The organism is Phyllobacterium sp. K27 (assembly GCF_054796155.1).
The window spans coordinates 1,652,017-1,675,216 of record NZ_CM139240.1; the positions used below are offsets into that span (position 1 = coordinate 1,652,017).

The 23,200-nt window shown below is 54.1% G+C and carries 21 protein-coding genes; 18 read left to right on the forward strand and 3 right to left on the reverse strand.

Annotated elements, in window-relative coordinates:
- Positions 1-27 precede the first annotated feature (27 nt).
- The 8 genes from murB (at position 28) to lpxC (ending at position 8,833) form a co-directional block, all read left to right on the forward strand.
- A complete protein-coding gene (gene murB / locus ACYJL1_RS07990; protein ID WP_460897839.1) occupies positions 28-1,002 on the forward strand; it encodes a UDP-N-acetylmuramate dehydrogenase in 975 nt (324 codons plus the stop codon).
- An 84-nt stretch (positions 1,003-1,086) separates the two neighbouring features.
- Positions 1,087-2,043 carry an IS481 family transposase gene (locus ACYJL1_RS07995; protein ID WP_460897840.1) on the forward strand — a complete coding sequence of 319 codons (957 nt, stop codon included), beginning with the start codon at positions 1,087-1,089 and terminating at the stop codon, positions 2,041-2,043.
- Between the two features lie 191 nt (positions 2,044-2,234).
- Positions 2,235-2,573: a type II toxin-antitoxin system HicB family antitoxin gene (locus tag ACYJL1_RS08000; RefSeq protein ID WP_460897841.1), complete on the forward strand. Its 339-nt coding sequence runs from the start codon at positions 2,235-2,237 to the stop codon at positions 2,571-2,573.
- Between the two features lie 262 nt (positions 2,574-2,835).
- Positions 2,836-3,762: a D-alanine--D-alanine ligase gene (locus ACYJL1_RS08005; protein WP_460897842.1), complete on the forward strand. Its 927-nt coding sequence runs from the start codon at positions 2,836-2,838 to the stop codon at positions 3,760-3,762.
- Positions 3,750-4,691 carry a cell division protein FtsQ/DivIB gene (locus ACYJL1_RS08010; RefSeq protein ID WP_460897843.1) on the forward strand — a complete coding sequence of 314 codons (942 nt, stop codon included), beginning with the start codon at positions 3,750-3,752 and terminating at the stop codon, positions 4,689-4,691. Before ACYJL1_RS08005 ends, ACYJL1_RS08010 begins: the two co-directional genes overlap by 13 nt.
- Complete coding sequence (gene ftsA / locus ACYJL1_RS08015) at positions 4,688-6,010, forward strand: cell division protein FtsA (protein ID WP_460897844.1); 1,323 nt, start codon at positions 4,688-4,690, stop codon at positions 6,008-6,010. Before ACYJL1_RS08010 ends, ftsA begins: the two co-directional genes overlap by 4 nt.
- 67 nt (positions 6,011-6,077) lie before the next feature.
- Positions 6,078-7,766, forward strand: a complete 1,689-nt coding sequence (gene ftsZ / locus ACYJL1_RS08020) for a cell division protein FtsZ (RefSeq protein WP_460897845.1) — start codon at positions 6,078-6,080, stop codon at positions 7,764-7,766.
- Between the two features lie 116 nt (positions 7,767-7,882).
- Positions 7,883-8,833 carry a UDP-3-O-acyl-N-acetylglucosamine deacetylase gene (gene lpxC / locus ACYJL1_RS08025; RefSeq protein WP_460897846.1) on the forward strand — a complete coding sequence of 317 codons (951 nt, stop codon included), beginning with the start codon at positions 7,883-7,885 and terminating at the stop codon, positions 8,831-8,833.
- Between the two features lies 1 nt (position 8,834).
- Here the strand turns inward: lpxC and ACYJL1_RS08030 are convergent, their stop codons facing one another.
- On the reverse strand, positions 8,835-9,725 hold the full coding sequence (locus ACYJL1_RS08030; protein ID WP_460897847.1) for a LysR substrate-binding domain-containing protein: 891 nt from the start codon (positions 9,723-9,725) through the stop codon (positions 8,835-8,837).
- Positions 9,726-9,834: 109 nt separating this feature from the next.
- Between ACYJL1_RS08030 and ACYJL1_RS08035 the strand changes: the two genes are divergently transcribed.
- The 8 genes from ACYJL1_RS08035 (at position 9,835) to ACYJL1_RS08070 (ending at position 19,745) form a co-directional block, all read left to right on the forward strand.
- Positions 9,835-10,224, forward strand: a complete 390-nt coding sequence (locus ACYJL1_RS08035; RefSeq protein WP_460897848.1) for a tautomerase family protein — start codon at positions 9,835-9,837, stop codon at positions 10,222-10,224.
- 16 nt (positions 10,225-10,240) lie between these two features.
- Positions 10,241-10,672, forward strand: coding sequence for a cupin domain-containing protein (locus tag ACYJL1_RS08040; protein WP_460897970.1), 432 nt, complete (start codon positions 10,241-10,243; stop codon positions 10,670-10,672).
- A complete protein-coding gene (locus ACYJL1_RS08045; RefSeq protein WP_460897849.1) occupies positions 10,672-11,199 on the forward strand; it encodes a DUF4865 family protein in 528 nt (175 codons plus the stop codon). Before ACYJL1_RS08040 ends, ACYJL1_RS08045 begins: the two co-directional genes overlap by 1 nt.
- 495 nt (positions 11,200-11,694) lie before the next feature.
- Positions 11,695-12,594 carry an outer membrane protein assembly factor BamD gene (locus ACYJL1_RS08050; protein ID WP_460897850.1) on the forward strand — a complete coding sequence of 300 codons (900 nt, stop codon included), beginning with the start codon at positions 11,695-11,697 and terminating at the stop codon, positions 12,592-12,594.
- 24 nt (positions 12,595-12,618) lie between these two features.
- Positions 12,619-14,289 carry a DNA repair protein RecN gene (gene recN, locus ACYJL1_RS08055; RefSeq protein ID WP_460897851.1) on the forward strand — a complete coding sequence of 557 codons (1,671 nt, stop codon included), beginning with the start codon at positions 12,619-12,621 and terminating at the stop codon, positions 14,287-14,289.
- 62 nt (positions 14,290-14,351) lie between these two features.
- Positions 14,352-16,496, forward strand: coding sequence for an NAD-dependent DNA ligase LigA (ligA, locus tag ACYJL1_RS08060; protein ID WP_460897852.1), 2,145 nt, complete (start codon positions 14,352-14,354; stop codon positions 16,494-16,496).
- Complete coding sequence (locus ACYJL1_RS08065) at positions 16,493-17,197, forward strand: DUF2461 domain-containing protein (protein ID WP_460897853.1); 705 nt, start codon at positions 16,493-16,495, stop codon at positions 17,195-17,197. Before ligA ends, ACYJL1_RS08065 begins: the two co-directional genes overlap by 4 nt.
- Before the next feature lie 247 nt (positions 17,198-17,444).
- On the forward strand, positions 17,445-19,745 hold the full coding sequence (locus ACYJL1_RS08070; protein WP_460897854.1) for a TonB-dependent hemoglobin/transferrin/lactoferrin family receptor: 2,301 nt from the start codon (positions 17,445-17,447) through the stop codon (positions 19,743-19,745).
- Between the two features lie 47 nt (positions 19,746-19,792).
- Here ACYJL1_RS08070 and ACYJL1_RS08075 read toward each other — a convergent pair whose 3' ends face one another.
- Entirely contained in the window at positions 19,793-20,137 is a 345-nt protein-coding gene (locus ACYJL1_RS08075) for a cupin domain-containing protein (RefSeq protein ID WP_460897855.1), read from the reverse strand.
- Positions 20,138-20,270: 133 nt separating this feature from the next.
- Between ACYJL1_RS08075 and ACYJL1_RS08080 the strand changes: the two genes are divergently transcribed.
- Together ACYJL1_RS08080 and ACYJL1_RS08085 are read left to right on the forward strand one after the other, a co-directional pair.
- The gene (locus ACYJL1_RS08080) at positions 20,271-21,017 is read left to right on the forward strand and encodes an AzlC family ABC transporter permease (RefSeq protein WP_460897856.1); all 747 of its coding nucleotides are present in this window, start codon (positions 20,271-20,273) and stop codon (positions 21,015-21,017) included.
- Positions 21,017-21,310: an AzlD family protein gene (locus tag ACYJL1_RS08085; protein WP_460897857.1), complete on the forward strand. Its 294-nt coding sequence runs from the start codon at positions 21,017-21,019 to the stop codon at positions 21,308-21,310. The genes ACYJL1_RS08080 and ACYJL1_RS08085 overlap by 1 nt, the downstream gene beginning before the upstream one ends.
- On the opposite strand, the gene ACYJL1_RS08090 is transcribed toward ACYJL1_RS08085, so the two are convergent.
- The gene (locus ACYJL1_RS08090) at positions 21,311-23,149 is read right to left on the reverse strand and encodes an aminopeptidase P family protein (RefSeq protein WP_460897971.1); all 1,839 of its coding nucleotides are present in this window, start codon (positions 23,147-23,149) and stop codon (positions 21,311-21,313) included.
- Positions 23,150-23,200: the final 51 nt, after the last annotated feature.

The following is a 23,200-nucleotide window of genomic DNA, read 5'->3' on the forward strand; positions in this document are numbered from 1 at the left end:
GTAGGGCAGAACTGTTGGAAGGATAAAATGTCTTCACTCGTTGATGGCGAAGCCCTGCTTGCAAAGCTGGGGGATCGTTTTGCTGGTTTGCGTGGGCGGCTTACGCCCAATATGGGCATGGAAAAAGTGACCTGGTTTCGTGCAGGCGGGCCTGCGGAAGTCATGTTTCAACCTGCCGATGAAGAAGATTTGGCAACGTTCCTGAAAGCCGTTCCAGAAGAATATCCGATTCTGACCGTCGGCATCGGCTCAAATTTGCTGGTGCGGGATGGTGGCATTCCGGGTTTCGTTGTGCGCCTTTCGGCCAAAGGTTTTGGCGAAGTAGAGCGCGTTGGCGATACGCAACTGCGCGCCGGTACTGCTACGCCCGACAAGCGCGTGGCCTCTGCCGCTTTGGAAGCGGGCATTGCCGGGTTCCATTTTTATCATGGCATACCTGGCGGCATTGGTGGTGCGCTGCGCATGAATGCGGGTGCCAATGGCGCCGAAACCCGTGAGCGCGTCGTTGAGGTTCGGGCGCTGGATCGCAAGGGCGAACTGCATATCCTTTCCAATGCCGATATGGGTTATGCCTATCGTCATTCCGGTGCGGCCGGCGATCTGATTTTCACCTCTGCCCTTTTTGAAGGAACGCCGGGTGAGCGCGGCGAAATTCAGGCGGCGATGGATGCGGTTCAGCATCATCGTGAAACCGTGCAGCCAATTCGGGAGAAAACGGGCGGATCGACATTCAAAAATCCTGAAGGCTCATCTGCCTGGAAGGAAATCGATGCGGCAGGCGGGCGAGGCTTGAGAATTGGCGGCGCGCAAATGTCGCCGATGCATTGCAATTTCATGATCAATACCGGCACGGCCAATGGCTACGATCTTGAAACATTGGGCGAAACAATACGTTCGCGTGTCCTCCAAAACTCCGGAATTCGCCTGCACTGGGAAATAAAGCGGCTTGGTCTTTTCCGTCCGGGGCAGGAAGTGCATGAATTCATGGGCCAACTGCTCTAGGTGTGAGCTTTCAGGAGGTTGTCCATTCGGAGCGGATTTAGGAGACTGGAGTTACCACACCTCAGTTTTCCAGGATCGCTCCGAATGAACATTCCTAAAAATGCCCGACTGACCCCGTTGCGTCGAGAGGAAATGGCTGTCGCGGTTCTTTGCGGTGCGCTGACCAAGGCAGAAGCCGGCCGCGTTTATGCCGTTTCGCTCAAGATCGTGTCGCGCTGGGTCAAACGCTTCGAACAGGGTGGGCGTGCCCAGATGATCGATCGCTCGTCGCGCCCGCAAAACAGTCCACAGCAGACAGATCAGGCGCTGGCGCAGCGTATCATCACGCTTCGCCGCCAGCGCCTGACTGGCAAGCACATTGCTCTCGAAACGGGCGTCTCGCCCGCTACCGTCAGCCGTATCCTGCGGCGCGCAAAGCTCTCGCGGATGAAGGACATTGAACCGGCCGAACCGGTGGTGCGCTACCAGTATAGTGAGCCAGGTGGCCTGATCCATCTCGATATCAAGCGGCTAGGCCGTTTCGAACGGGTCGGTCACCGCATCACCGGTGACCGCAAAGGGCAGAGCAACTCACGTGGTGTCGGCTGGGAATACGTTCACGTCTGCATCGACGACGCCTCCCGCATCGCCTTCACAGATATCTTGCCCGACGAGAAGGCCGTCAGCGCCATTGCCTTTCTCAAGGCGGCGGTCACCTACTACAAGCACCTCGGCGTCACCGTCACACGCGTCATGACCGACAACGGCTCATGCTACAAAGCCAAGGACTTTGCAAAGGCCTGCAAGGCGCTCGGTCTCAAGCATATCCGAACCAAACCCTATACGCCCCAAACCAACGGCAAGGCCGAACGCTTCATCCAGACAGCCTTGCGAGAATGGGCCTATGCACGTGCCTATCCTTCGTCAGAGCTCCGCAAAGCCCATCTCCCACAGTGGACGCATATGTACAATTGGCATCGCCCGCACGGCAGCCTAAAATCACAAACACCCATCAGTCGACTCAGTCTAAACTGGGACAACCTCTTGAGGCTCCACAGCTAGCCTGCACGTATGTTGTGCGTGGTTCGACGGGGCTCACCATGAGGAAGGTTGTTATTTGCGGGGAGTTATTCCCTGCAAGGTTGGCGACTAATGTGCAATCCAACCACTTTCCTCATGGTGAGCCCCGTCGAACCACGCAGCGACCTGAATGCAAAGCGCTTGCCTTGGCTTGAAGGTCATGGAGTAAAACCTTGAAAAACATTCTGGATGTGGATGGCCACAAGGCTGCCGTTTCGTTCGATCCTGAAATTGGTCTCATACGCGGTGAGTTCCTCGGTTTGAATGGCGGGGCCGATTTCTATGCCAGAAGCGTTGATGAGCTTTTGAGCGAAGGCAGAAAGTCTCTCGAGATTTTTCTTGAAATGTGTGCGGAGAAAAATATTCCTCCGTTTCGTGAATTTTCGGGATGTTTTAACGTACGCCTTGCGGCTGAAGTTCATGAAGCTGCCGTTTTGGCGGCTGCCGCGGAAAATAAAAGCCTCAATGAATGGGTGGCTGAAGCAATCGAAGCCGCTGCCCGTGCTGCCTGAATCGCGCTCCTGACACATTTTTTTACACGAAATATCATTGTTGAATCATTGGGGACTTGTCAGCGAATCAACTCTCTGATTCTTTAGGGGCAAGCGTTAACTGATTTGAGTCGGCTGGTTCTGCCAGTCTTGGGTATCTGCGGTCCTTGCCGCCGGATGTGCGACGACTCATGCCTTTTTCCGCCCGCGTGTGGCTGGCCTGTTTTTGTGGGCTTCGGTTTGGCTGCACGTCAGATGGGGATGTGTTTGAGGGGATGCCTTGATGGCGAAAAAGCATGTTGCGGTGCTGATGGGTGGATTTTCTTCGGAGCGTCCCGTTTCGCTTTCGTCAGGTAATTCCTGTGCTGATGCTTTGGAGGCGGAAGGCTACACAGTCACTCGTGTGGATGTGTCTCGCGATATCGCCAATGTCTTGCAAGAGTTTAAGCCCGATGTCGTGTTTAACGCACTGCATGGTCCATTCGGCGAAGATGGCACGATTCAAGGCATTCTCGAATATTTGCAGATTCCCTATACCCATTCCGGTGTACTTGCTTCGGCTTTGGCGATGAATAAGGAGCAGGCAAAGATCGTTGCCAAGGTTGCGGGTATTCCCGTTGCAGAGGCAAAGGTCATGGATCGCTCGGAGTTTACAACCAAGCATCCCATGAAGCCGCCATATGTCATCAAACCTGTAAGTGAGGGGTCGAGCTTTGGCGTTGTCATCGTCAAGGAAAATCAGCCGCACCCGCCGCAGATCGTTACCTCTGATGAGTGGAGATTCGGCGGCTCTGTCATGGTCGAACGCTACATTCACGGGCGTGAGTTGACATGCGCCGTGATGGGCGATGAGGCCCTCGGTGTGTGCGAAATCATTCCGGTGGGGCATCAGTTCTACGATTATGATTCAAAATATGTTGCAGGCGGATCAAATCATGTGGTTCCCGCTAAAATTTCACTAAAAATTTACCAAAAAATACAAACACTGTCTCTCAAGGCGCATCAGGCAATTGGATGTAAAGGGATTAGCCGGTCGGACTTTCGTTATGACGACCGGTTTTCCGAAGATGGCGAGCTTATTTGGCTGGAAGTGAATACCCAGCCGGGCATGACTCCCACATCACTTGTGCCTGATATCGCCAAAGCTGCGGGGCATTCCTTCGGTGAATTGTTGAGTTGGATGGTGGAGGACGCATCGTGTTTGCGTTGAAGGGCAAAAATACGCACCGCCGCGGTGCTGCGCCGATGTCTTCGGACAGATCGGTGGCTTTTGGCCGTTTTCGCATGGTCTTGCCAAAGTTTCTTCGTAAGCCCGTACGTGTGTTCTTGCGGGTGGTCGATGGGGAAGTGTCGATCCCGAATCACACAGGCACATTCGGGGCTGTTGTTTTCCTGGCATTGACCGGTGCCTACGGCGCGATCCTCGGTGGTCATGCTCCGGAAGTGGTCAAGGTTACAACGTCCACATTCGGCTTTGCCATTGAAGATGTAAAAGTTGTTGGCAATAAAGAAACGTCCGAGATTGATATTCTCGGCGCACTTGGCCTTGATGGCGAGACATCGCTGGTCGGCTTAAGTGCCGCTGATGCACAGGCTGCTGTTGCAAGCCTGCCATGGGTGGAGAGCGTGGATGTTTTCAAGGTTTATCCAAATACGATCCAGATTTCGATCCATGAGCGCACGGCATTGGCCGTCTGGCAGAATGGTACTGAACTGAACGTTATTGATGCTGATGGCCGGATCATCGTTCCTTTTACCGGTGGACGCAGTGCGCTATTGCCTTTGGTCATCGGTGCGGGTGCTGATCAGCAGGTAAAGCTTCTGATGGCGCAGATGGCTGCCTATCCGCAGATTGCCCGGGACGTTCGGGCCTATGCCCGCGTGGGAGATCGCCGCTGGGATCTGGTTCTCAAAAATGGCGTAACGCTGATGCTGCCTGAGCATGGTGTTTCTGAAGCCTTGGCTGACATAGCGGGCATGGAAGCAAAGGCAGGTTTGTTGTCTCGCGATATTGCTTCTGTCGATTTGCGGTTGGATGACCGTGTTGTTGTGAAGCTGACACCGGAAGCCATGGTGCAGCGTATTGAGTATCTGAAGGCGCGTGATAAGGCGTCCAAGCGTTCGGAGAAGCGTGTATGAGTATTCTGAACGGAAAAAGCGCAACATCAGGAACGTCTTCCGCAAAACGGACGCGTTCCTTGACGGTTTTGGACATAGGTTCGAGCAAGGTGTGCTGCATCATCGCCCGTCTGCGTCCGCGCGAGGAAAGTGCGCATTTGCCAGGCCGCACACATCGCATTGAAGTTTTGGGTATCGGGCATCAGAAATCGCGCGGCATCAAGTCCGGCGTCATTGTTAATCTGGACGCCGCAGAGCAAGCTATTCGATTGGCTGTAGATGCAGCAGAACGTATGGCTGGCCTGACTGTCGATTCAATGATCGTCAATATCTCTGCAGGACGCTTGAAGAGTGAAAGCTTTTCCGCAAGCATCAATCTTGGCGGTCATGAGGTCGATCAGGCAGACATTCGCCGTGTCCTCGCTGCCGGTGCCAAGCAGGCTTTGGCAACAGAGCGTCATCTCGTTCATTCACTGCCGATTGCTTACGGGCTTGATGGTGAGCGCGGCATCCGCGATCCGCTCGGCATGATTGGTGATACGCTCGGCGTTGATATGCACGTGCTGACGGCTGATGCGGCTCCGCTGCGCAATCTCGAGCTTTGCGTCAATCGCTGCCATCTGTCAGTCGAGGCGATGATTGCTACGCCTTATGCCAGCGGTCTTTCGGCGCTCGTCGATGATGAAGCCGAAATGGGGGCTGCCTGCATCGATATGGGCGGTGGCACAACAACGATTTCGGTCTTCTCGGAAGGCAAATTCATTCATGCGGATGCAATCGCCATTGGCGGCAATCACGTGACCATGGACGTGGCTCGTGGCTTGTCGGCTCATATGGATGATGCCGAGCGATTGAAGGTCATGCACGGTTCGGCGCTTCCAAGTGCTGCCGATGATCGTGATCTCATCAGTGTGTCGCCGCTCGGCAATGATGCCCGCGATGTACCCAATCAATATCCGCGCGCAGTTCTGACGCGCATCATTCGTGCCCGTGTCGAAGAGACACTGGAACTGGCGCGCGATCGCCTCAATCAATCCGGTTATGGCCAGATTGTAGGCAAACGCGTTGTTCTGACGGGCGGTGCAAGTCAGTTGGCAGGGCTACCCGAAGTGGCCCGCCGTATTCTGGCTCGCAATGTACGGATTGGCCGTCCATTGGGCGTTACGGGGCTTCCCGAAGCGGCAAAGGGTCCGGCTTTTTCTGCAGCGGTTGGTCTCCTGATCTATCCGCAGGTAGCAGGTATCGAAGAGCGTTCTGTAAAGGCCGGTTCATCATCGCTGATGACAGGTACGGGTGGGCGTTTTCAGCGTATCGGCCAGTGGCTGAAAGAGAGTTTTTAATTAATCGGGGAAACCCAAAAGAAATTGCCGCAGCGGCGACGCGGTAAAGACAAAAAGGAACGGACAAATGAGCATCAATCTGCAAAAGCCGGACATTACCGAGCTTAAGCCCCGGATCACCGTTTTCGGTGTTGGCGGCGGCGGCGGCAATGCGGTCAATAACATGATCAATGCCGGCTTGCGCGGCGTTGAATTCGTTGTGGCAAATACCGACGCACAGGCCTTGGCGCAGTCCAAGGCAGAGCGTCTGGTTCAACTCGGCGCTTCGGTAACCGAGGGTCTCGGCGCTGGATCGCAGCCGGAAGTTGGTCGGGCAGCCGCTGAAGAGTGCATTGATGAAATCAATGATCACCTTCAGGGTACGCATATGTGCTTTGTTACGGCCGGTATGGGCGGTGGTACAGGCACTGGCGCTGCTCCTGTTGTCGCTCGCGCTGCACGGGAAAAGGGTATTCTGACAGTTGGTGTTGTCACCAAGCCATTCCATTTCGAAGGTCAGCGCCGTATGCGCACCGCCGATATGGGCATTGAAGACCTGCAGAAGAATGTCGATACACTGATCGTCATTCCGAACCAGAACCTCTTCCGCATTGCCAATGACAAGACGACTTTCGCCGACGCATTCGCAATGGCCGATCAGGTTCTTTATTCGGGTGTTGCCTGCATTACCGATTTGATGGTCAAGGAAGGCCTGATCAATCTCGACTTTGCTGACGTTCGTTCAGTCATGCGCGAAATGGGCAAGGCAATGATGGGCACAGGCGAAGCATCCGGCGATGGCCGCGCAATGGCTGCTGCTGAAGCCGCAATTGCCAACCCGCTTCTGGATGAAACCTCCATGCGGGGTGCCAAAGGCCTCCTCATCTCCATTACAGGCGGTCGCGACATGACCCTGTTTGAGGTTGATGAAGCTGCAACACGTATCCGCGAGGAAGTTGATCAGGACGCCAACATCATTCTTGGCGCCACCTTCGATGAAAGCCTTGAAGGCATCATCCGTGTTTCGGTTGTTGCGACCGGGATCGACAAGCAGGTTGGGGATGCGGCGCCAGCGCCGATCGAGTTTCGCCAGCCGCTAAAGCCAATGCCAAAGCCAGCGCCGCAGGTGGCAGCCAAGGTTGAAACAGTCGCTCGTCCGTCTGTCCAGCAGCCAGCTTCGCCTGTTGCAGAGGCAGTCCGCGCTGCCGGGCTTGATACAGCGCAGCATGCACCACAACCAGTCCAGCAGGAATTCCGTCCGCAGAGCCGTATTTTCCAGGCGCCTGCTCCGGAAGTCTTTGATGCTCCGGTTGCCGCTGCACCACAGGCACCGGCCTATCAGCCAGCGCCGCAGCCTGAACCGCAGATGGCTGAGCCTGCACCGCAGCCGGTTGCACCGCGTATGCCGAATGTTGCTGATTTCCCGCCACTGGTTCAGGCCGAACTCAACGCCCGTGATATGGGATCACGCGATCATTCCCGTGACCAGGCTGCCCACGAGGCCCATGAGGACCGTGGCCCTATGGGTCTCCTCAAGCGCCTTACAGCCGGTCTTACACGTCGCGAAGACGAGACTGCCCGTCTGGAACCAGCGCAGCCACGCGAGCCTGCAATGCGCCCGGCTGAGCCACGCCGTCCGCTTTCGCAAGATGCTTCCATCTATGCACCTCGTCGTGGACAGCTAGATGAGCAGGGTCGCGTTCAGCCACAAGCGCGTCAGACTTCGGAAGACGATCAATTGGAAATCCCGGCATTCCTTCGCCGTCAGGCCAACTGATCCCATTTCAGGCATCCCAGAACTGAAATTCCGCCATTGCCTCAATGGCGGAATTTTTCATTCAACCCATTGAAAAACACAGCAAACGGCTTAGTTGATGGCGAAGCGTCGCACCAATGCGATTCACAAATACGAGGTTTTTGTTGCAGGATTTCCAGACAACAATTGCAAAACGCATTTCGGTCTCGGGCACGGGCGTCCATAGCGGTGCTCCAGTCACGCTTTCCTTTATACCTGCGACAGTCGATACCGGCATTGTCTTCCATGTGATTGACAGCGCAGGCGCCAGCCACGCAATCAAAGCGCTGGTTTCGGAAGTCGGTGCAACAGATCTTTCGACCAAGCTGACAAATGCTCAAGGTATGAGTGTCAGCACTATTGAACATGTCATGGCTGCCATTGCAGGTTCTGGCATTGATAATATGGTGCTTGAGATTGATGGTCCCGAAGTACCCATCTTCGATGGATCATCAGCTGCCTTCCTAGAGGCGTTTGATGAGGCGGGGTTAGTCCAGCAATCAGCCAAGCGGCGTTACATCCGCATTCTTAAACCCTCTCGTGTTGAGTCTGGAGCATCTTGGGCGGAATTCATTCCCTATAACGGCACACGTTATGAAGTCGAGATTGACTTTGAAACACCGGTCATAGGTCGTCAGAAATTTGCGAACGACATGAATGACGCGGTATTCCGCATGGAAATATCGCGCGCCCGTACATTCGGCTTCATGCGTGATGTGGAACGGCTCTGGGCCGCTGGCCTCGCACTTGGGTCATCATTGGATAATTCTTTGGTCATTGGTGATGACAATACTGTCATCAATCCCAGCGGATTGCGGTATCCGGATGAATTTGTTCGTCACAAGACCCTCGATGCCATAGGCGATTTATCGCTTGCGGGTGCCCCTTTTATCGGCTGCTTTCGCTCCTATCGTGGCGGGCATCGTCTGAATGCTACCGCACTACGTGCTTTGCTTGAAGATCTGTCGGCATTCGAAATTGTGGAGGCGCCGCAGGGTGGTTCGTCTATGGAAGTGAGCAAGACCGCCAGCGCGGCTTCAACCATATAAGTCATTCTACTCGCGGTATTGAATTGACGGCTTGCAGCAGAATGGCTGAAAGCCGGGCTGTTGCTGGTTCGGGCTGCGCCTCAGACCGATGAAGCATCAAACCGAGTGAGGGCAGGGATGGCAATCCGCCTTCCTGCGGTGCCAGCCGTTGTACTGTTGCTGGCAGACCAAAGGAGGTTCGTATCGTCACCCCCAGACCGGCAGCCGTGGCAGCCCATAGTCCTGTAAGGCTCGGGCTGATAAACGATAGCCGCCAGGCAATTCCGGCGTGGTCAAGGGCGTTAACGGCAGCGGTGCGCAGAAGGCAAGGCGCTTCCAGTGAAATTAAAGGCAAGGGTTCATTTGGGTTTTGCCAATTGCCTGCCTCTCCGGCGGGGCCTATCCAGCACATGGGAACATCAAGAACGTGTTCATAGTGCGGTGTTGCGGAAACTCCGTTGCTCCACGCCAATGCAAGATCAAGACGCCCTGATGTGATCCGGTCCAGCAGGTCGGCATTTCGCGTCACGCGCGCCTCAATACGCACCTTAGGGTGCGCTCTGGCAAACTGACCAAGCACATCCGTTAGCAGGCTTTCGCCAAAATCTTCCTGCAGGCCAAGCCGCACCCAGCCTTCCAGCTCGCTGCCACGGACGGCCGTTATCGCCTCATCATTGAGATCAATCATGCGCCGCGCATAACCAAGCATGGTTTCGCCAGCCTCTGTGAGGGCAAGACCACGGCCGGATTTAATAAAGATAGCCGTTTCAGCTTGCTGTTCCAACTTCTTCAGCTGGGCACTGACTGCCGATGTCGAACGGCCAAGACGTTCAGCAGCTTTGGCGAAGCTGCCCAACTCCATTCCAGTCGAGAAAGTGCGCAGCACATCCAGATCGAGCGTGATCTTCCTCATCAAATAATAGTCCACTTTTTTAGGATGACTAATCCTAAATAATCTGATTTTCAGGATGATTGTGCGGGTTTAATGATTGGTGGTCAAGCAATTCATGAAAGGAAGTCCAATGCCATTCACCCGGATCTCACTTTTGGAAGGCAAATCTTCCGAGTACCTTAAGGCGTTGTCGGACAGTTTCCACCAAGCAATGGTAGAGACTTTCAACGTTCCGCTAACTGACAAGTTTCAGGCCATTCATCAGCATCGGCCCAACGAACTCATCATTGATCCGACTTACTTCAGCGAGGGTCGCTCCGACGATTTTGTCATCTTCACGATAACGATCGGCAAGCCGCGCGATACAGCCACCAAGCAGGCGTTCTACAAGCGTGTCGTGGAGCTTCTTGGTAAGTCGCCCGGTATTCGCCCCGAAGACATTATGATCGTCGTCAGCACATCTACACGCGATGAGTGGTCCTTCAGCAATGGCGACACACAGATGGTCGAACCAGCGTGAACGGATCAGCGAGACAATGAAAAGCCCACCACAGTCACTCAAACGTTGCCCGCAACAAATGACCGTCCGTCAAGCAGGCCAATCTATCAAACGCGGCCCCACTAATATTTCCACGGCTCCCTTCTGGGCGGAAATGCTGCTGGAAAGCGACGTTGACGGCGAGAATAATGTTATGCGAGCCTCGGTCGACCCCGGAATTATTACCCATTGGCACACGCATCCGCGCGGACAATTCCTCTATGTCCTGTCAGGTGTTGGCGTTGCCCAGCGTGACGGCGGTCCAATGGTTGAATTGCGTGCCGGAGATTGTGTCTGGTTCGCGCCAAATGAGCGCCATTGGCATGGAGCAAGCCCCACCAGCATGTTCTGCTATATCAGCATTCAAGCCACACAGGATGGAGCCGCCGTATCGTGGCTTGAGCCCGTTATTCGCAAGGAGACAGTGTAATGATTGCGATGCAATATAGTTTTACGCTGCCGGCGGATTATGACATGGGCATAATCGACCGGCGGATAGCGGAAAAGGGACCGTTACTGGACAGTTTCCCCAATCTTGCATTCAAGGCTTATCTGACTGCGCGCGGAGACGATGAAACGCAAAGTCGCGAAAACCTTTATGCGCCATTCTATCTATGGCGGCATGAAGCCGGCCTGAACGATTTTGTCTGCGGGAATGGATTTGCGGCAGTCAGCCAGTCATTCGGGCGACCAAGCATCAAAACATGGATCGTATGGCAGACGGAAATATCTGCGGCCATAGCATCGGCTGCTTTCGCCACGAGAGAAATACTGCCGATAGAACCTTCGTCATCGCTGACAGATTTGCGAGCTTATGAAATGAACAAGGCTATTGCAGACGCTGAAAAAGGTGGGGCGCTTGCAGCAGTTTCGGCTTTTGATCCCACTTTCTGGAACCATATACGCCTGCGAATGTGGAGAGAAGCGCCGCAGTTAGAGCAAATTTTGCTTATATAGAGCCAGTTCTGTTTCTCGGATGACGAGACAATCCACGAGGAAGGTAGCGAGGTCGATGTGGTTCCATCGGACGAAGCTGCCTGACAAAGTGGTTGGCCGTCAGCCGGAAACCCAAAGGGCCGGGTGAATTCGGACCAATTCCATCGGGCTTCAGTCTCGTCCGATGGATAAACATCGGCCTCGCTAAATCCCTTGATCTTGTCCACGAATTCCCTCCGGCAGAATGACTCTATATAAACAAAACTTGCTCTAGCATCGCAAACAGGCGTTCAAACCTATAAAATCGGGCATCTTTCGCTGCCAAAGGCCGACTAATTCCTGCTCCGCCACAAATTTGGACGATTGCATGGCAATAAGATTGCTGATTCCTGTTGCTTGTGGTTTATGAACGCCCAACCGACGGTAAGATTGTCTATGTCTAGAGCATGGCGCGAAAACGTGATATCGGGTTTCGCGACAAATGCTCTTAAATTATAATGTGGGGCCGGAGACAGCATGGCGAATAGCAGAACGCTTATCAGCGCAAGGTTTGGAAACGCAAGGCTTGGCGGAAAGGTCCGTCTCGCTCTTCTTCTCTTTCCGATTGCCGGCGCTGTTGCAATCTCGGGTTGCGCATCCAACGATGATCTTGATCTTTCCGCTTATGTAGACACGATTGAGCCAGCAGACGTTCTTTACAATCAGGCTTTGGCAAACTTGAATTCAGGCCGCCTTGATGAGGCTGCCAAGAAGTTTGATGCGGTTGATCGCCAACACCCTTATTCCGAATTTGCACGCAAATCTCTGGTCATGGGTGCCTTCGCCAACTACCGCAGCGGCAAATATGATGACGCAGTTGCCATGACGAAGCGCTATATCGCACTTTATCCAACGCAGCCTGAAGCCGCCTATGCCTATTACATAACTGGCCTTTCCTATTATCGCCAGATTCCCGACGTAACACGCGAACAGACCATGACCCGTAGGTCGATTGCCGCGTTTCAGGAGGTTGTGCAGAACTATCCCGACTCGGAATATGTGGAAGACTCAAAGGCAAAAATTCGTTTCGGCCGCGATCAGCTCGCAGGCAAGGAAATGCAGGTCGGCCGCTACTATCTGGAGCGGAAGGATTATCTGGCATCCATCAAACGTTTCCGTGGTGTCGTTGAGCAATATTCCAATACCCGTCACATCGAAGAAGCTCTCGCGCGTCTTGTTGAGGCCTATTATGCGCTTGGCCTGACGAGCGAAGCTCAAGCTGCTGCCGCCGTTCTTGGTCAGAATTATCCTGACAGTGAATGGTATAAGGATAGCTACAAGCTGTTGCAAAGCGGTGGTCTCGAGCCGCGCGAAAATGCGGGCTCGTGGCTCTCGAAAGCAGCCTCTGCTATCACCGGCGGCAAAGAAGGCGCATAGAACTAGAACCCAACCTGAGCGATCATGCTTTCGCATCTGTCGATCCGCGATATTGTCCTGATTGAACGGCTCGACATCGAGTTCGGCGAAGGCCTGTCTGTGCTTACAGGTGAAACAGGTGCTGGCAAATCCATCCTGCTTGATGCCTTGTCGCTTGCGCTTGGCGCGCGGGGTGATGCATCCCTTGTCAGGCATGGTGCGGAGCAGGGCCAGGTTACCGCGGTTTTTGATGTCGCAGGCGGCCATCCGGCTCGCCAGCTCTTGCGTGAAAATGACATTGACGATGATGGCGACATCATTCTGCGGCGTGTGCAGAATGCGGATGGGCGGAGCCGGGTCTTTATCAATGATCAGGCGGCGAGCGTTACAATGCTCAAAGAGCTAGGACGTCGGCTTGTCGAAATTCATGGCCAGCATGATGATCGAGCACTGATCGATATTGATATTCATCGCACATTGCTCGACGCCTTCGGAGCACTGGAAACCAAGGCAAGCCTTGTCCGGTCGCTGCATAAGACATGGCGCGAAACTGAGAACGCTTTGGTTCGCCATCGTGCAAAGGTTGAGGCGGCAGCCCGTGAGGCTGATTATTTGCGTGCGTCGGTGGACGAGCTTTCCAAGCTTGACCCAGAGCCGCAGGAAGAGGAAATGCTGGCCATAAAGCGCACGGAGATGATGCGCTCGGAAAAGATTGCCGGTGATGTCAATGAGGCCAATGATATTTTGTCGGGCCATGCCTCACCCGTGCCATCGCTTGCCAGCTTGGTACGGCGGCTCGAGCGTAAAGTGCCGGAAGCGCCGCATTTGCTGGAACCAGTGGTCAAAGCGATTGACGAGGCCCTGAATTTCCTGGCCGAAGCGCAAAATGGAATAGAGCAGGCGATCCGCGCCATTGATTTTGATCCGCGCGTGCTGGAACAAACCGAAGAGCGCCTGTTTGCCCTGCGCGGCGCGGCGCGCAAATATTCAGTGACTGTGGATGAGCTTTCAGCATTGCGGGATCGCATGGATGAGGACCTTGCCGACATAGATGCTGGAGCCGAACGTTTGGCTGCGTTGGAAAAGGAAGCCCTTGCGGCGCGTGATGCCTATGATGAGGCTGCGCTGTCACTCTCCGCTCATCGTCACGAGACCGCTGAACATTTGAAGCAGGCTGTCATGGCCGAGCTTCCAGCGCTCAAGCTTGAACGGGCGGAGTTTATCGTCGAGATGACGACGGATGCGAATAATCGCACTGCAGACGGTATTGATACGGTCGAATATTGGGTGCGAACCAATCCCGGCACACGCGCAGGTCCAATGATGAAAGTCGCATCAGGCGGCGAGCTTTCGCGCTTTCTGCTTGCGCTGAAAGTTGCCCTGGCAGATCGCGGATCGGCCCCTACGCTGGTTTTCGACGAAATTGATACAGGTGTTGGCGGCGCGGTGGCTGATGCGATAGGCCTGCGGTTGCGGCGTTTGTCGGGCAATGTGCAGGTGCTGTCGGTCACTCATGCGCCGCAAGTCGCAGCACGGGCGCAGACTCATTTCCTCATCGCCAAATTATCTGCGGGCAATAATCGTGTGGCGACATCGATCCGGGCAATGGAAACGGATGATCGTCAGGAAGAAATCGCGCGCATGTTGGCAGGCGCAAGCGTCACTGACGAAGCGCGTGCTGCGGCGGTTCGCTTGCTGCGGGAAAATGCAGCTTGAATCGGATTCCATTTAAGCAAGAAAGGCTTTAGTCTCGCGCCGAATCCAGTAACAGGCAAGCCATGGCAGACATTGCAGTAGAAAAACTGACCGAAGCGGAAGCAGCCGAGGAACTCGGTCGGCTTGCAGCCGAAATCGCCCAACATGATTATCGTTATAACACCGAAGATGCACCAATAATTTCTGATGCCGCGTATGATGCGCTGCGAAGGCGCAATCTTGCCATCGAACAACGTTTTCCTCAGCTGAAACGCGAGGATTCGCCATCCAACAAGGTTGGCGCCAGTGTTTCGGAGAAGTTCAACAAGGTCACCCATTCCGCTCCGATGCTGTCGCTGGATAATGCATTTCATGACAGCGATGTGGAGGATTTCGTAGGTCGCGTCCGTCGCTTTTTGAAGCTGGGTGCCGATTCAAGCGTGGCAATTACCGCCGAACCAAAGATTGATGGACTGTCACTTTCTCTACGTTACGAGCTTGGTCGACTGGTGACGGCCGCAACGCGCGGCGATGGAACGACTGGCGAGAATGTTACTCTGAATGCGCGTACAGTTGCCAGCATTCCCAACGTGCTTGATGGAAATCCCCCGGATGTGCTCGAGGTGCGTGGTGAGGTTTATATGAGCCACGCCGATTTTGCTGCCCTGAATGAGCGCCAGGCCAAGGATGGCAAGCCGGTTTTTGCCAATCCGCGCAATGCTGCTGCCGGATCGCTACGCCAGCTGGATTCCACCATCACTGCCTCGCGACCTCTGCAATTTTTTGCCTATGCATGGGGTGAGGTAAGCAAAATGCCGGCCTCCACGCAGATGGGCATGGTAGAGGCCTTCAAAACCTATGGGTTCCGCGTTAACCCGCTGATGCAGCGTTTCGAAAGCGTCGAAGGTCTGGTCGAACACTATCACCAGATTGAAGAGCAGCGTGCTCTGCTCGGCTACGATATTGATGGCGTGGTCTATAAGGTTGACGATCTGGCGCTACAGCAGCGTCTGGGTTTCGTGTCACGCAGTCCGCGCTGGGCGATTGCGCATAAATTTCCGGCAGAACGCGCCATGACCATCCTGCGCGGTATAGATATTCAAGTGGGTCGCACAGGCGCACTCACGCCTGTTGCGAGGCTTGAGCCTGTTACTGTTGGCGGCGTCGTGGTGACGAATGTCACACTGCACAATGAGGATTATATCAAGGGGATCGGCCAGAATGGCCAACCGATCCGCGAAGGCCGCGATCTGCGTATTGGCGATACGGTGGTGGTGCAACGCGCAGGCGATGTTATTCCGCAAATCGTTGATATCGTGGCAGACAAGCCCCGTGGGGCAGAACCTTATGTGTTCCCGGATACTTGCCCTGCATGCGGTTCCCACGCGGTGCGCGAAGAGGGCGAGGCCGTGCGCCGCTGCACTGGCGGGTTGGTCTGCCCTGCACAGGCCGTTGAACGCCTACGGCATTTTGTCCAGCGCAATGCCTTTGATATCGAAGGTCTTGGTGAAAAGCAGGTTGAATTCTTCTTCAAGTCCGACGATCCCGCGCTGCATATTGGCACGCCCGCCGATATTTTCACGCTGAAAAAGCGACAGGCTGGCTCTTTGGCCAAGCTTGAAAATATTGATGGCTTTGGCGCGACTTCAGTCAAGAAACTTTACGACGCCATCGATGAGCGCCGTGAAGTTTCGCTCAGCCGCTTTATCTTCGGTCTCGGCATTCGTCATGTCGGCGAAGTGAATGCCAAGCGGCTGGCAAAGGCCTATCGTTCCTATGATGCGCTTGCCAATGCGGCAATCGCAGCTGTTCCGCCAAAGGATAGAGGTGACAAGGGCAATGATGCGTGGCGTGAGTTGAACGATGTTGAAGGCATTGGCAGCATCGTGGCGGAAGCTCTGGTCGATTTCTATGCAGAGCAGCATAATCGTGATGCGCTGGCGGCACTCCTCAATGAAGTCACGCCTCTTGACGAGGAAGTCCGTATAGTCAGCAACTCGCCTGTCGAGGGAAAAACCATAGTGTTCACCGGGTCGCTGGAACGCATGTCGCGCGATGAAGCCAAGGCAATGGCGGAACGTTATGGTGCGAAGACCGCTGGCTCCGTTTCAAAGAAAACCGATCTTGTTGTTGCCGGTCCGGGTGCAGGTTCGAAATTGATACAGGCACAGGCATTGGGCATCGAGGTCATTGACGAAGATGCGTGGTTTGAACTGGTGGGCGCATGAGCGAGACTGTCTTCAAGGGCTTCGGCGATAAAGCACTTCCTTTTCTTAAAGCGCTGGACTTCCACCAGAACCGTGAATGGTTTCTGGAAAACAAGGATCTGTTCGAAGCGCATCTTTATGAGCCTTTGGGTGATCTCGTCGATGATCTGATCGTGCGTTTTGAGAAGGCCGGACTGCCGTTCAAGGGCGATCGCAAGAAATCGCAATTTCGTATCAAACGCGATACGCGCTTCGCCAAGGATAAAAGTCCCTACAACCGGCATCTGTCGGCATTGCTTTCGCCCGATGGAAGCAAGTGGAGCGAAAGCGGTTGTTTTTATGTCTGTGTCGGCCTTGAGGAATATAGGGGGTGTTACGCCGCCGTTGCCTTCTGGCAGGGCAAGCCCGAACTTTTACTTGCGATGCGAAGAGCGATTGTTGCCAAACCGGAAAAATATCGTGCAATGGTCAAGGCGCTTGCCAAGAATGGTTTGGAACTGCGTGATATTGAGCGTTTGAAGCGCACGCCACGCGGGTTTGAAGATGTGACGGATGCTGATCTTATTGAAGCGTTACGCAACCGGCATTTTATGGTTCGCTATACGATTGAACCCGGCAGAATTACATCTGCGGGGCTGGCGGATGATCTGTTCGATTTTGCACTACGTGCCAAGCCGCTGATAGATTGGGGCAGGGCAATTCAAGGGACGATACCTGCCTGACCCCCTTCTTTTGCTGTCCTTACCACTCGTCACAATCATCAATTGTGACCTTCTTGTCACATATGTCCCTTCGCTGAAACATATGGAAATATTCTGTGCGATTAATCTTGACTTAAATAGTAAAGTTTAAGTACCTACCCTGAGTTGTGCGCGATTGCGTACATTATTCGCTCAGCAAGCCATCGACATCTCGCGATAACCCTGTCGCAGGTCCAGCCAGCCAAGCATTTTCTCACGGGGATTTGTGATGGTTTTGGGTAAGACTCTGTTTGCACGCCTTATGTGCGGTAGCGCTGGCACCATTTTGGCGCTTGGTTTGGGTACTGGGGTCGCGGCAGCGCAGACCGCTGCGACTGAAGGTGAAAGCATCAGGCTTGCACCCATTGTGCTCAAGGGCAAACAGGGTGGTGAGGAAGCAACGGTGCTGACAAATACTGTCGACCGCGAGGTGATCCAAAACCGTATGGTTCAGGACTTCGAGGATCTTGGCCGCCGAGTTGATGCAGGTGTAAACTACAACTCAACCTCTAAAAGCATAAACCTTCGCGGGCTTGATCAGAACCGCGTGTTGACTACTCTTGATGGCATTCGTGTGCCTTGGATTTCTGATCCACGCAGTACTCAAGGTGGGCTGGATACGTTCGGTTTTGACGGCCTTTCCAAGATCAACATCACCAAGGGCACAGATTCCAGCCGTTATGGGTCTGGTGCTCTGGGCGGGGTTATCCAGATACATACGCTTGATCCAGCCGATATTATTGGTGAAGGAAAAAATTGGGGTGTCTGGAGCAAGGGCACCTATGATGATTCAAACCGCAGTTGGCGGACAAATATCGCTGCTGCAACGCGTATCAATGATACTGAGCTGCTTGTCCAGGGCGGGTACACAACAGGTCACGAAAAAGACCGGATGGGCGACATTGGCGGGTTCGGTGCCGGACGGACGGAGCCAAACCCGCTCGATCTTGATCAGCGTAATCTGCTCGTAAAGCTTTACCAGAACGTCGAAGGCGGCCATCGCTTTGGTTTGACGGGAGAAATCTCCAACCGCGAACAGGATGGCGATAATTTTATCGGTACAACATCGTCTTATGTGCCCGGCAAGTTCCAGTCGGGTGAAGAATCAGAGCGCATCCGGATTTCGGGCAGTTATGATTATGTCGCGCCGGACAAAACCGGCTGGGTTGATGAAGCGCACGCCATTGCTTACTGGACCCGGCAGACTTTGAACACCACCACCGATGCAATCAGAGTGCCGGATGGCAGGTCGTTCATTATACCGGGCGATCCATTCCGTTACGGCTATCCTTTTGGCGTCTACAAGCGTGACAATGAGCTGAAGCTCGACGCTTACGGTTTTACAGGCAATGCCACAAAGAGTGTCGAGATTGGCAGCATTCAACACAAATTCCGCATTGGAGCGGAGATTTACCGCCAGGACCTGCATCAATATTCCGCAGGGGTAGACAATTGCCCGGATGTTGACTGGACAATGATTCCCTCACCATTTGGCCCGCAATCCTGCAAAATGCTGCATACCAATGCTTCGGACATGCCTGATGTGGAAACGACGGGGTTTGGTCTTTACGTTGAGGATGACATCGAACTTCTCAATGGTAAGCTGACGCTGACACCGGGCGGTCGTTTTGACTGGTACGAGCATAGCCCGCAATCGACTGCAGCTTACGAGCGCGGGCCGAATTATGATGGCAGTTTGCCTGGATCCAACAGCGATTCACGCTTCACGCCGAAGCTCCGGGCAACCTGGCATGCAAACGATAATCTCGATTTCTATGCACAATGGGCGCAGGGCTTCCGGATGCCGTCGGCGATGGAGCTTTACCAGAATTACGGCGCACCTGGCTCCTATGCAAGAATTGGCAACCCGGATCTGAAGGCGGAAACCAGCAATGGTTTTGAAATTGGTGCGAAGTATGATGATGGCACGTATGGTTTATCAGCCAGTGTATTCAATAATTACTATCGTAATTTCATTGCGGATGTTCAAATTGCCAGACCCAATCCTGAATATCCGGTTGGCGGCATTACCGGATACGAAAACAAGGCACGGGTTCAGATTTATGGTGCTGAGTTGAGCGGTCATGTAACCTTTGCTGAAAACTGGACGACATGGGCATCGGTTGCATATGCCGTAGGCAAGGATACTGAGACAGATCAATATCTGAACTCCATTCCGCCACTCCGCGCCATTGTTGGTCTTGGCTATGCGGCCGATAGCTGGGGTGCTGACGTCTCCATGACAATGGCTGCCAGACGAGACAAAGTCGAAAGAAGCACAACGGATAATAAACCTATAGGCTTTGTCGCTCCCGGTTACGCTATTGTTGACACCACTGCCTATTGGGAGCCGAAATTTGCCAAGGGTCTGAAGATACAGGCCGGTATTTTCAATGTGTTCGATAAGAAGTACTGGACTGCAACGGATGTTCCAAACGGAATAAATCCCGATGGAAATGGTACCGATATTACTGGCCGCTACTCTGAGGTCGGTCGCAGCTTCCGTGTATCTCTGACGCAGAAGTTTTAGTCAAAAATTGATCCGGCCTCTTGTCGAAAGGCGAGAGGCCGGATCCGTTACTCAAGCCATTCGGTGACAAATACTTCATTGGCGTGAATGTCGATTGTTTCCAGTGCTCCTGGTCCCAGATTTTTGAAGTTGTGCGGCGTGTTTGCCGGGCAGACCACGATTTGCCCTTCCTCAGCGATGATTGTTTCCTCCCCAACTGTGAAACGCGCCCGCCCTTTGCGAATAATGAAGGTTTCCGTATAGGGATGTTTATGCAGTCGCGGCCCGGCGCCAACACGTTCCTGATTGTTGAATATGATCGACACATTGGTGCCATAGGGCTTGCCGGTAATTTCCCCGTGCCAGCTTAGCGGACGTTCCTCCCATGCTTCCCTGTCGATAAGATGCGCCATTTTTTCTCCTCCGGTTTTAGGGAAACTTAGACAGTCAACATTTCATCAGCAAGACATGGCTGTGTCCGCAATTGATCATATCCATCAAGAAATCTAACGTGACAGAACGGGCTTGCTGGCATAGATGATGGCCATGGACGAACATATACGCCAACAGAAGCCATTGCAGGCTGATCCAACAAGCAAGAGCACGCAGTTTTGGGAAGGCTTTGCCAAAGGGCTGCCGATCATGATCGCGTCGGCCCCATTTGGCTTGCTGTTCGGCGCGCTGGCAATCGATCAAGGCTTCAGCCTGTTTGAAACTGTGCTCATGAGCGCCGCAATCTACGGCGGTGCCAGCCAAATGGTTGGAATCGAGCTGTTTGGTCAGAACATTCCAGCCTGGCTCATTGTCTTTTCAATCTTCGCGGTCAACTTCCGCCATGTTCTTTATTCCGCGGCAGTGGGGCAGCGTATCGGGCATTTCCGGCCATTGCAGGCCATGCTCAGCTATTTTTTACTGACCGACCCGCAATATGCTGAAACTGAAAGACGTGCGGAATCCGGCAGACCGGTGACTTTCATCTGGTATCTTGGCGTGGCCACGCCAATCTATGTAATGTGGGTTCTCGAGGCATTCATAGGTGGGCTTTTCGGCAATCTTATAAGCGATACACATGCGCTTGGCATTGACATGCTTCTTCCCATTTATTTTCTCGGATTGGTTATGGGGTTCCGTACCCGTGCCAATTGGGGACCAATCGTCATTGCCAGTGCCATTGCCTCGATCATTGCCGCCAAGACTATTGGATCCCCCTGGCACGTGAGCATTGGCGCCGTTGCGGGCATTCTCGTCGCGGTCATTCTAGCTAAACCTGAACCTGCAAAGGAAAAACGCTGATGTCCTCGATTTTCTGGATCATTATTGCAGGCGCAATTGCCACTTTCCTGACGCGCATCGGCGGCCATCTCGTTCTGTCGCGCTTCGAGCGGGTGCATCCACGCGTTGAAGTCGCGCTGAATGCAGTGCCGGCTGCGGTTTTGACAACGCTGGTCGCGCCCGCGGCGGCTAATGCTGATTGGCGTGGATTGGTCGCGCTTGCTTTTGCCGGGTTGATCGCATTGCGCTTCAACGCGCTGACTATGTTTTTGGCTGGCGCAGCGGTTATCATCCTGCTGCGCCAGTTTTCCTGATTATCCTTCGTGACCGAATGGCTCTGTCGCATTGACGAGCCATTCGCGCGCCTCGCCATTGGTGTGAGGCAGCAATTTTTCCCGAACCTTGGCATGGTAGGCATCAAGCCAGACCAGTTCTTCGCGAACCAGCAGGCTCGTATCAATCAGCCGCTTATCGATGGGGCATAGGGTGATTGTCTCAAATCCCATCATCGGCAAATCGCCGCCTTCCGGCACCTCCAACTCGGTTACAATCAGCAGGTTTTCCGTGCGAATGCCGTACCCCCCCGGTTTGTAGTATCCAGGTTCATTGGAAAGGATCATGCCCGGCAAAAGTTCCTGTGTGCCGCGCTTAGAAATATTTTGCGGGCCCTCATGCACGGAAAGGAAAGAGCCGACGCCGTGCCCGGTGCCGTGGCCGTAATCATAGCCTTGCTTCCATAAAGCAATACGCGCGAGCACATCTATATCCATCCCCCGCGTTCCCTTGGGAAAGCGAGCCGTTGAAATGGCAATCATGCCTTTCAGAACCAGCGTGAACTTCTTTTTCATATCGTCGGTCGGCGTGCCGACAGGCAAGGTCCGGGTGATATCGGTGGTGCCATCACGATACTGACCGCCGCTATCGATCAGATAGAGTTCGCCCTCCTGCAGCTTGCGGTTGGACTCCGTATTGACGCGATAATGCGCGAAAGCGCCATTGGGTCCAGCACCGGAAATACTGTCAAATGACAGGTTTTCGAGCGGCATCTGGAAGCCCTGCGCAGTCTCGTGGCGCGTTTCTTCCAGTTTGGTCGCGGCATCGATTTCGTCAATTGTACCGGGCGCTTGACGGTCAATCCAGGACAGGAAGGAGACCATGGCCACGCCATCGCGCTCATGCGATTTGCGTGCACCCTCAAGCTCGGTTTTGTTTTTAATCGCGCGGGGCAGGCGGGCGGGGTCAAGACCTTCCACGACTTTGCCCCCCGCCTTTTCAATGATCAGCCGCAGCTTTTCAGCAGCAAGAGCCGGATCGAGCATGACCGTGTGACCCTGTGCAGCAAAATCGGCGACGCCATTGTCGAGTGTTGAAGGCGCACGCAACGTAGCAAGCTGGGTCAGATAGGCTTCTGTTTCCATCGGAAGCTTGCGCTTGTCGATGAAAAGCGAGGGTTCGCCGCTAGCGGGGATCAGGGCAAAGGCCAAGGGCAGAGGCGTATTGCTGACATCATTGCCTCTGATATTGAACGCCCATGCAATGGAGGATGGGTCTGTCAGAATGGTTGCATCTGCTTTGGCTTTGCCGACAGTATCAGCCAGTTCCTGCAATTTCACCTTGGCAAGCTTACCCGCATATTTTTCCGGCTGGATCGTCACGGCTTCGAGTGGGGGAGCAGGCTGGTCGTCCCAGATCAGATCAACCAGATTGTCCTTCACGGCGACAAGACTGCCGCCATTTTTCTCCAGCGCTTCACGCAGGGCTTTTGTCTCGCTGATTGTGTGCAGCCAGGGATCAAAGCCGATGGTCAGCGGGCGCTCAATATTGCGCAACCAAACGGGGGGCGGCGTTTCGATAAGGCTTTCTATAGTGAACACAGAAGGATCTGTCTGGTCTGCCGCTTGTAGGGTATAACGCCCATCAACGAAAAGATGCGCTTTGCTTTTCAGCACGAGAACAACGCCCGCAGAACCGGTAAAGCCTGTTAGCCAGGCCAGACGCTGCGCGCGGGCAGGGACATATTCGCCCTGATGCTCGTCAGCGCGTGGCACAAGAAAACCATCCAGCTTCAAGGCTTCGAGTTCAGCGCGTAATTTTGCAACACGCGGTGCGCCGGTGGCAGGATTGCTGGACACCTCAAACGACTGGAACATGATGATATCGACCTCTTTTGTTTGGGTCGAAACCTAGCTTCCCCATTTGCTCTG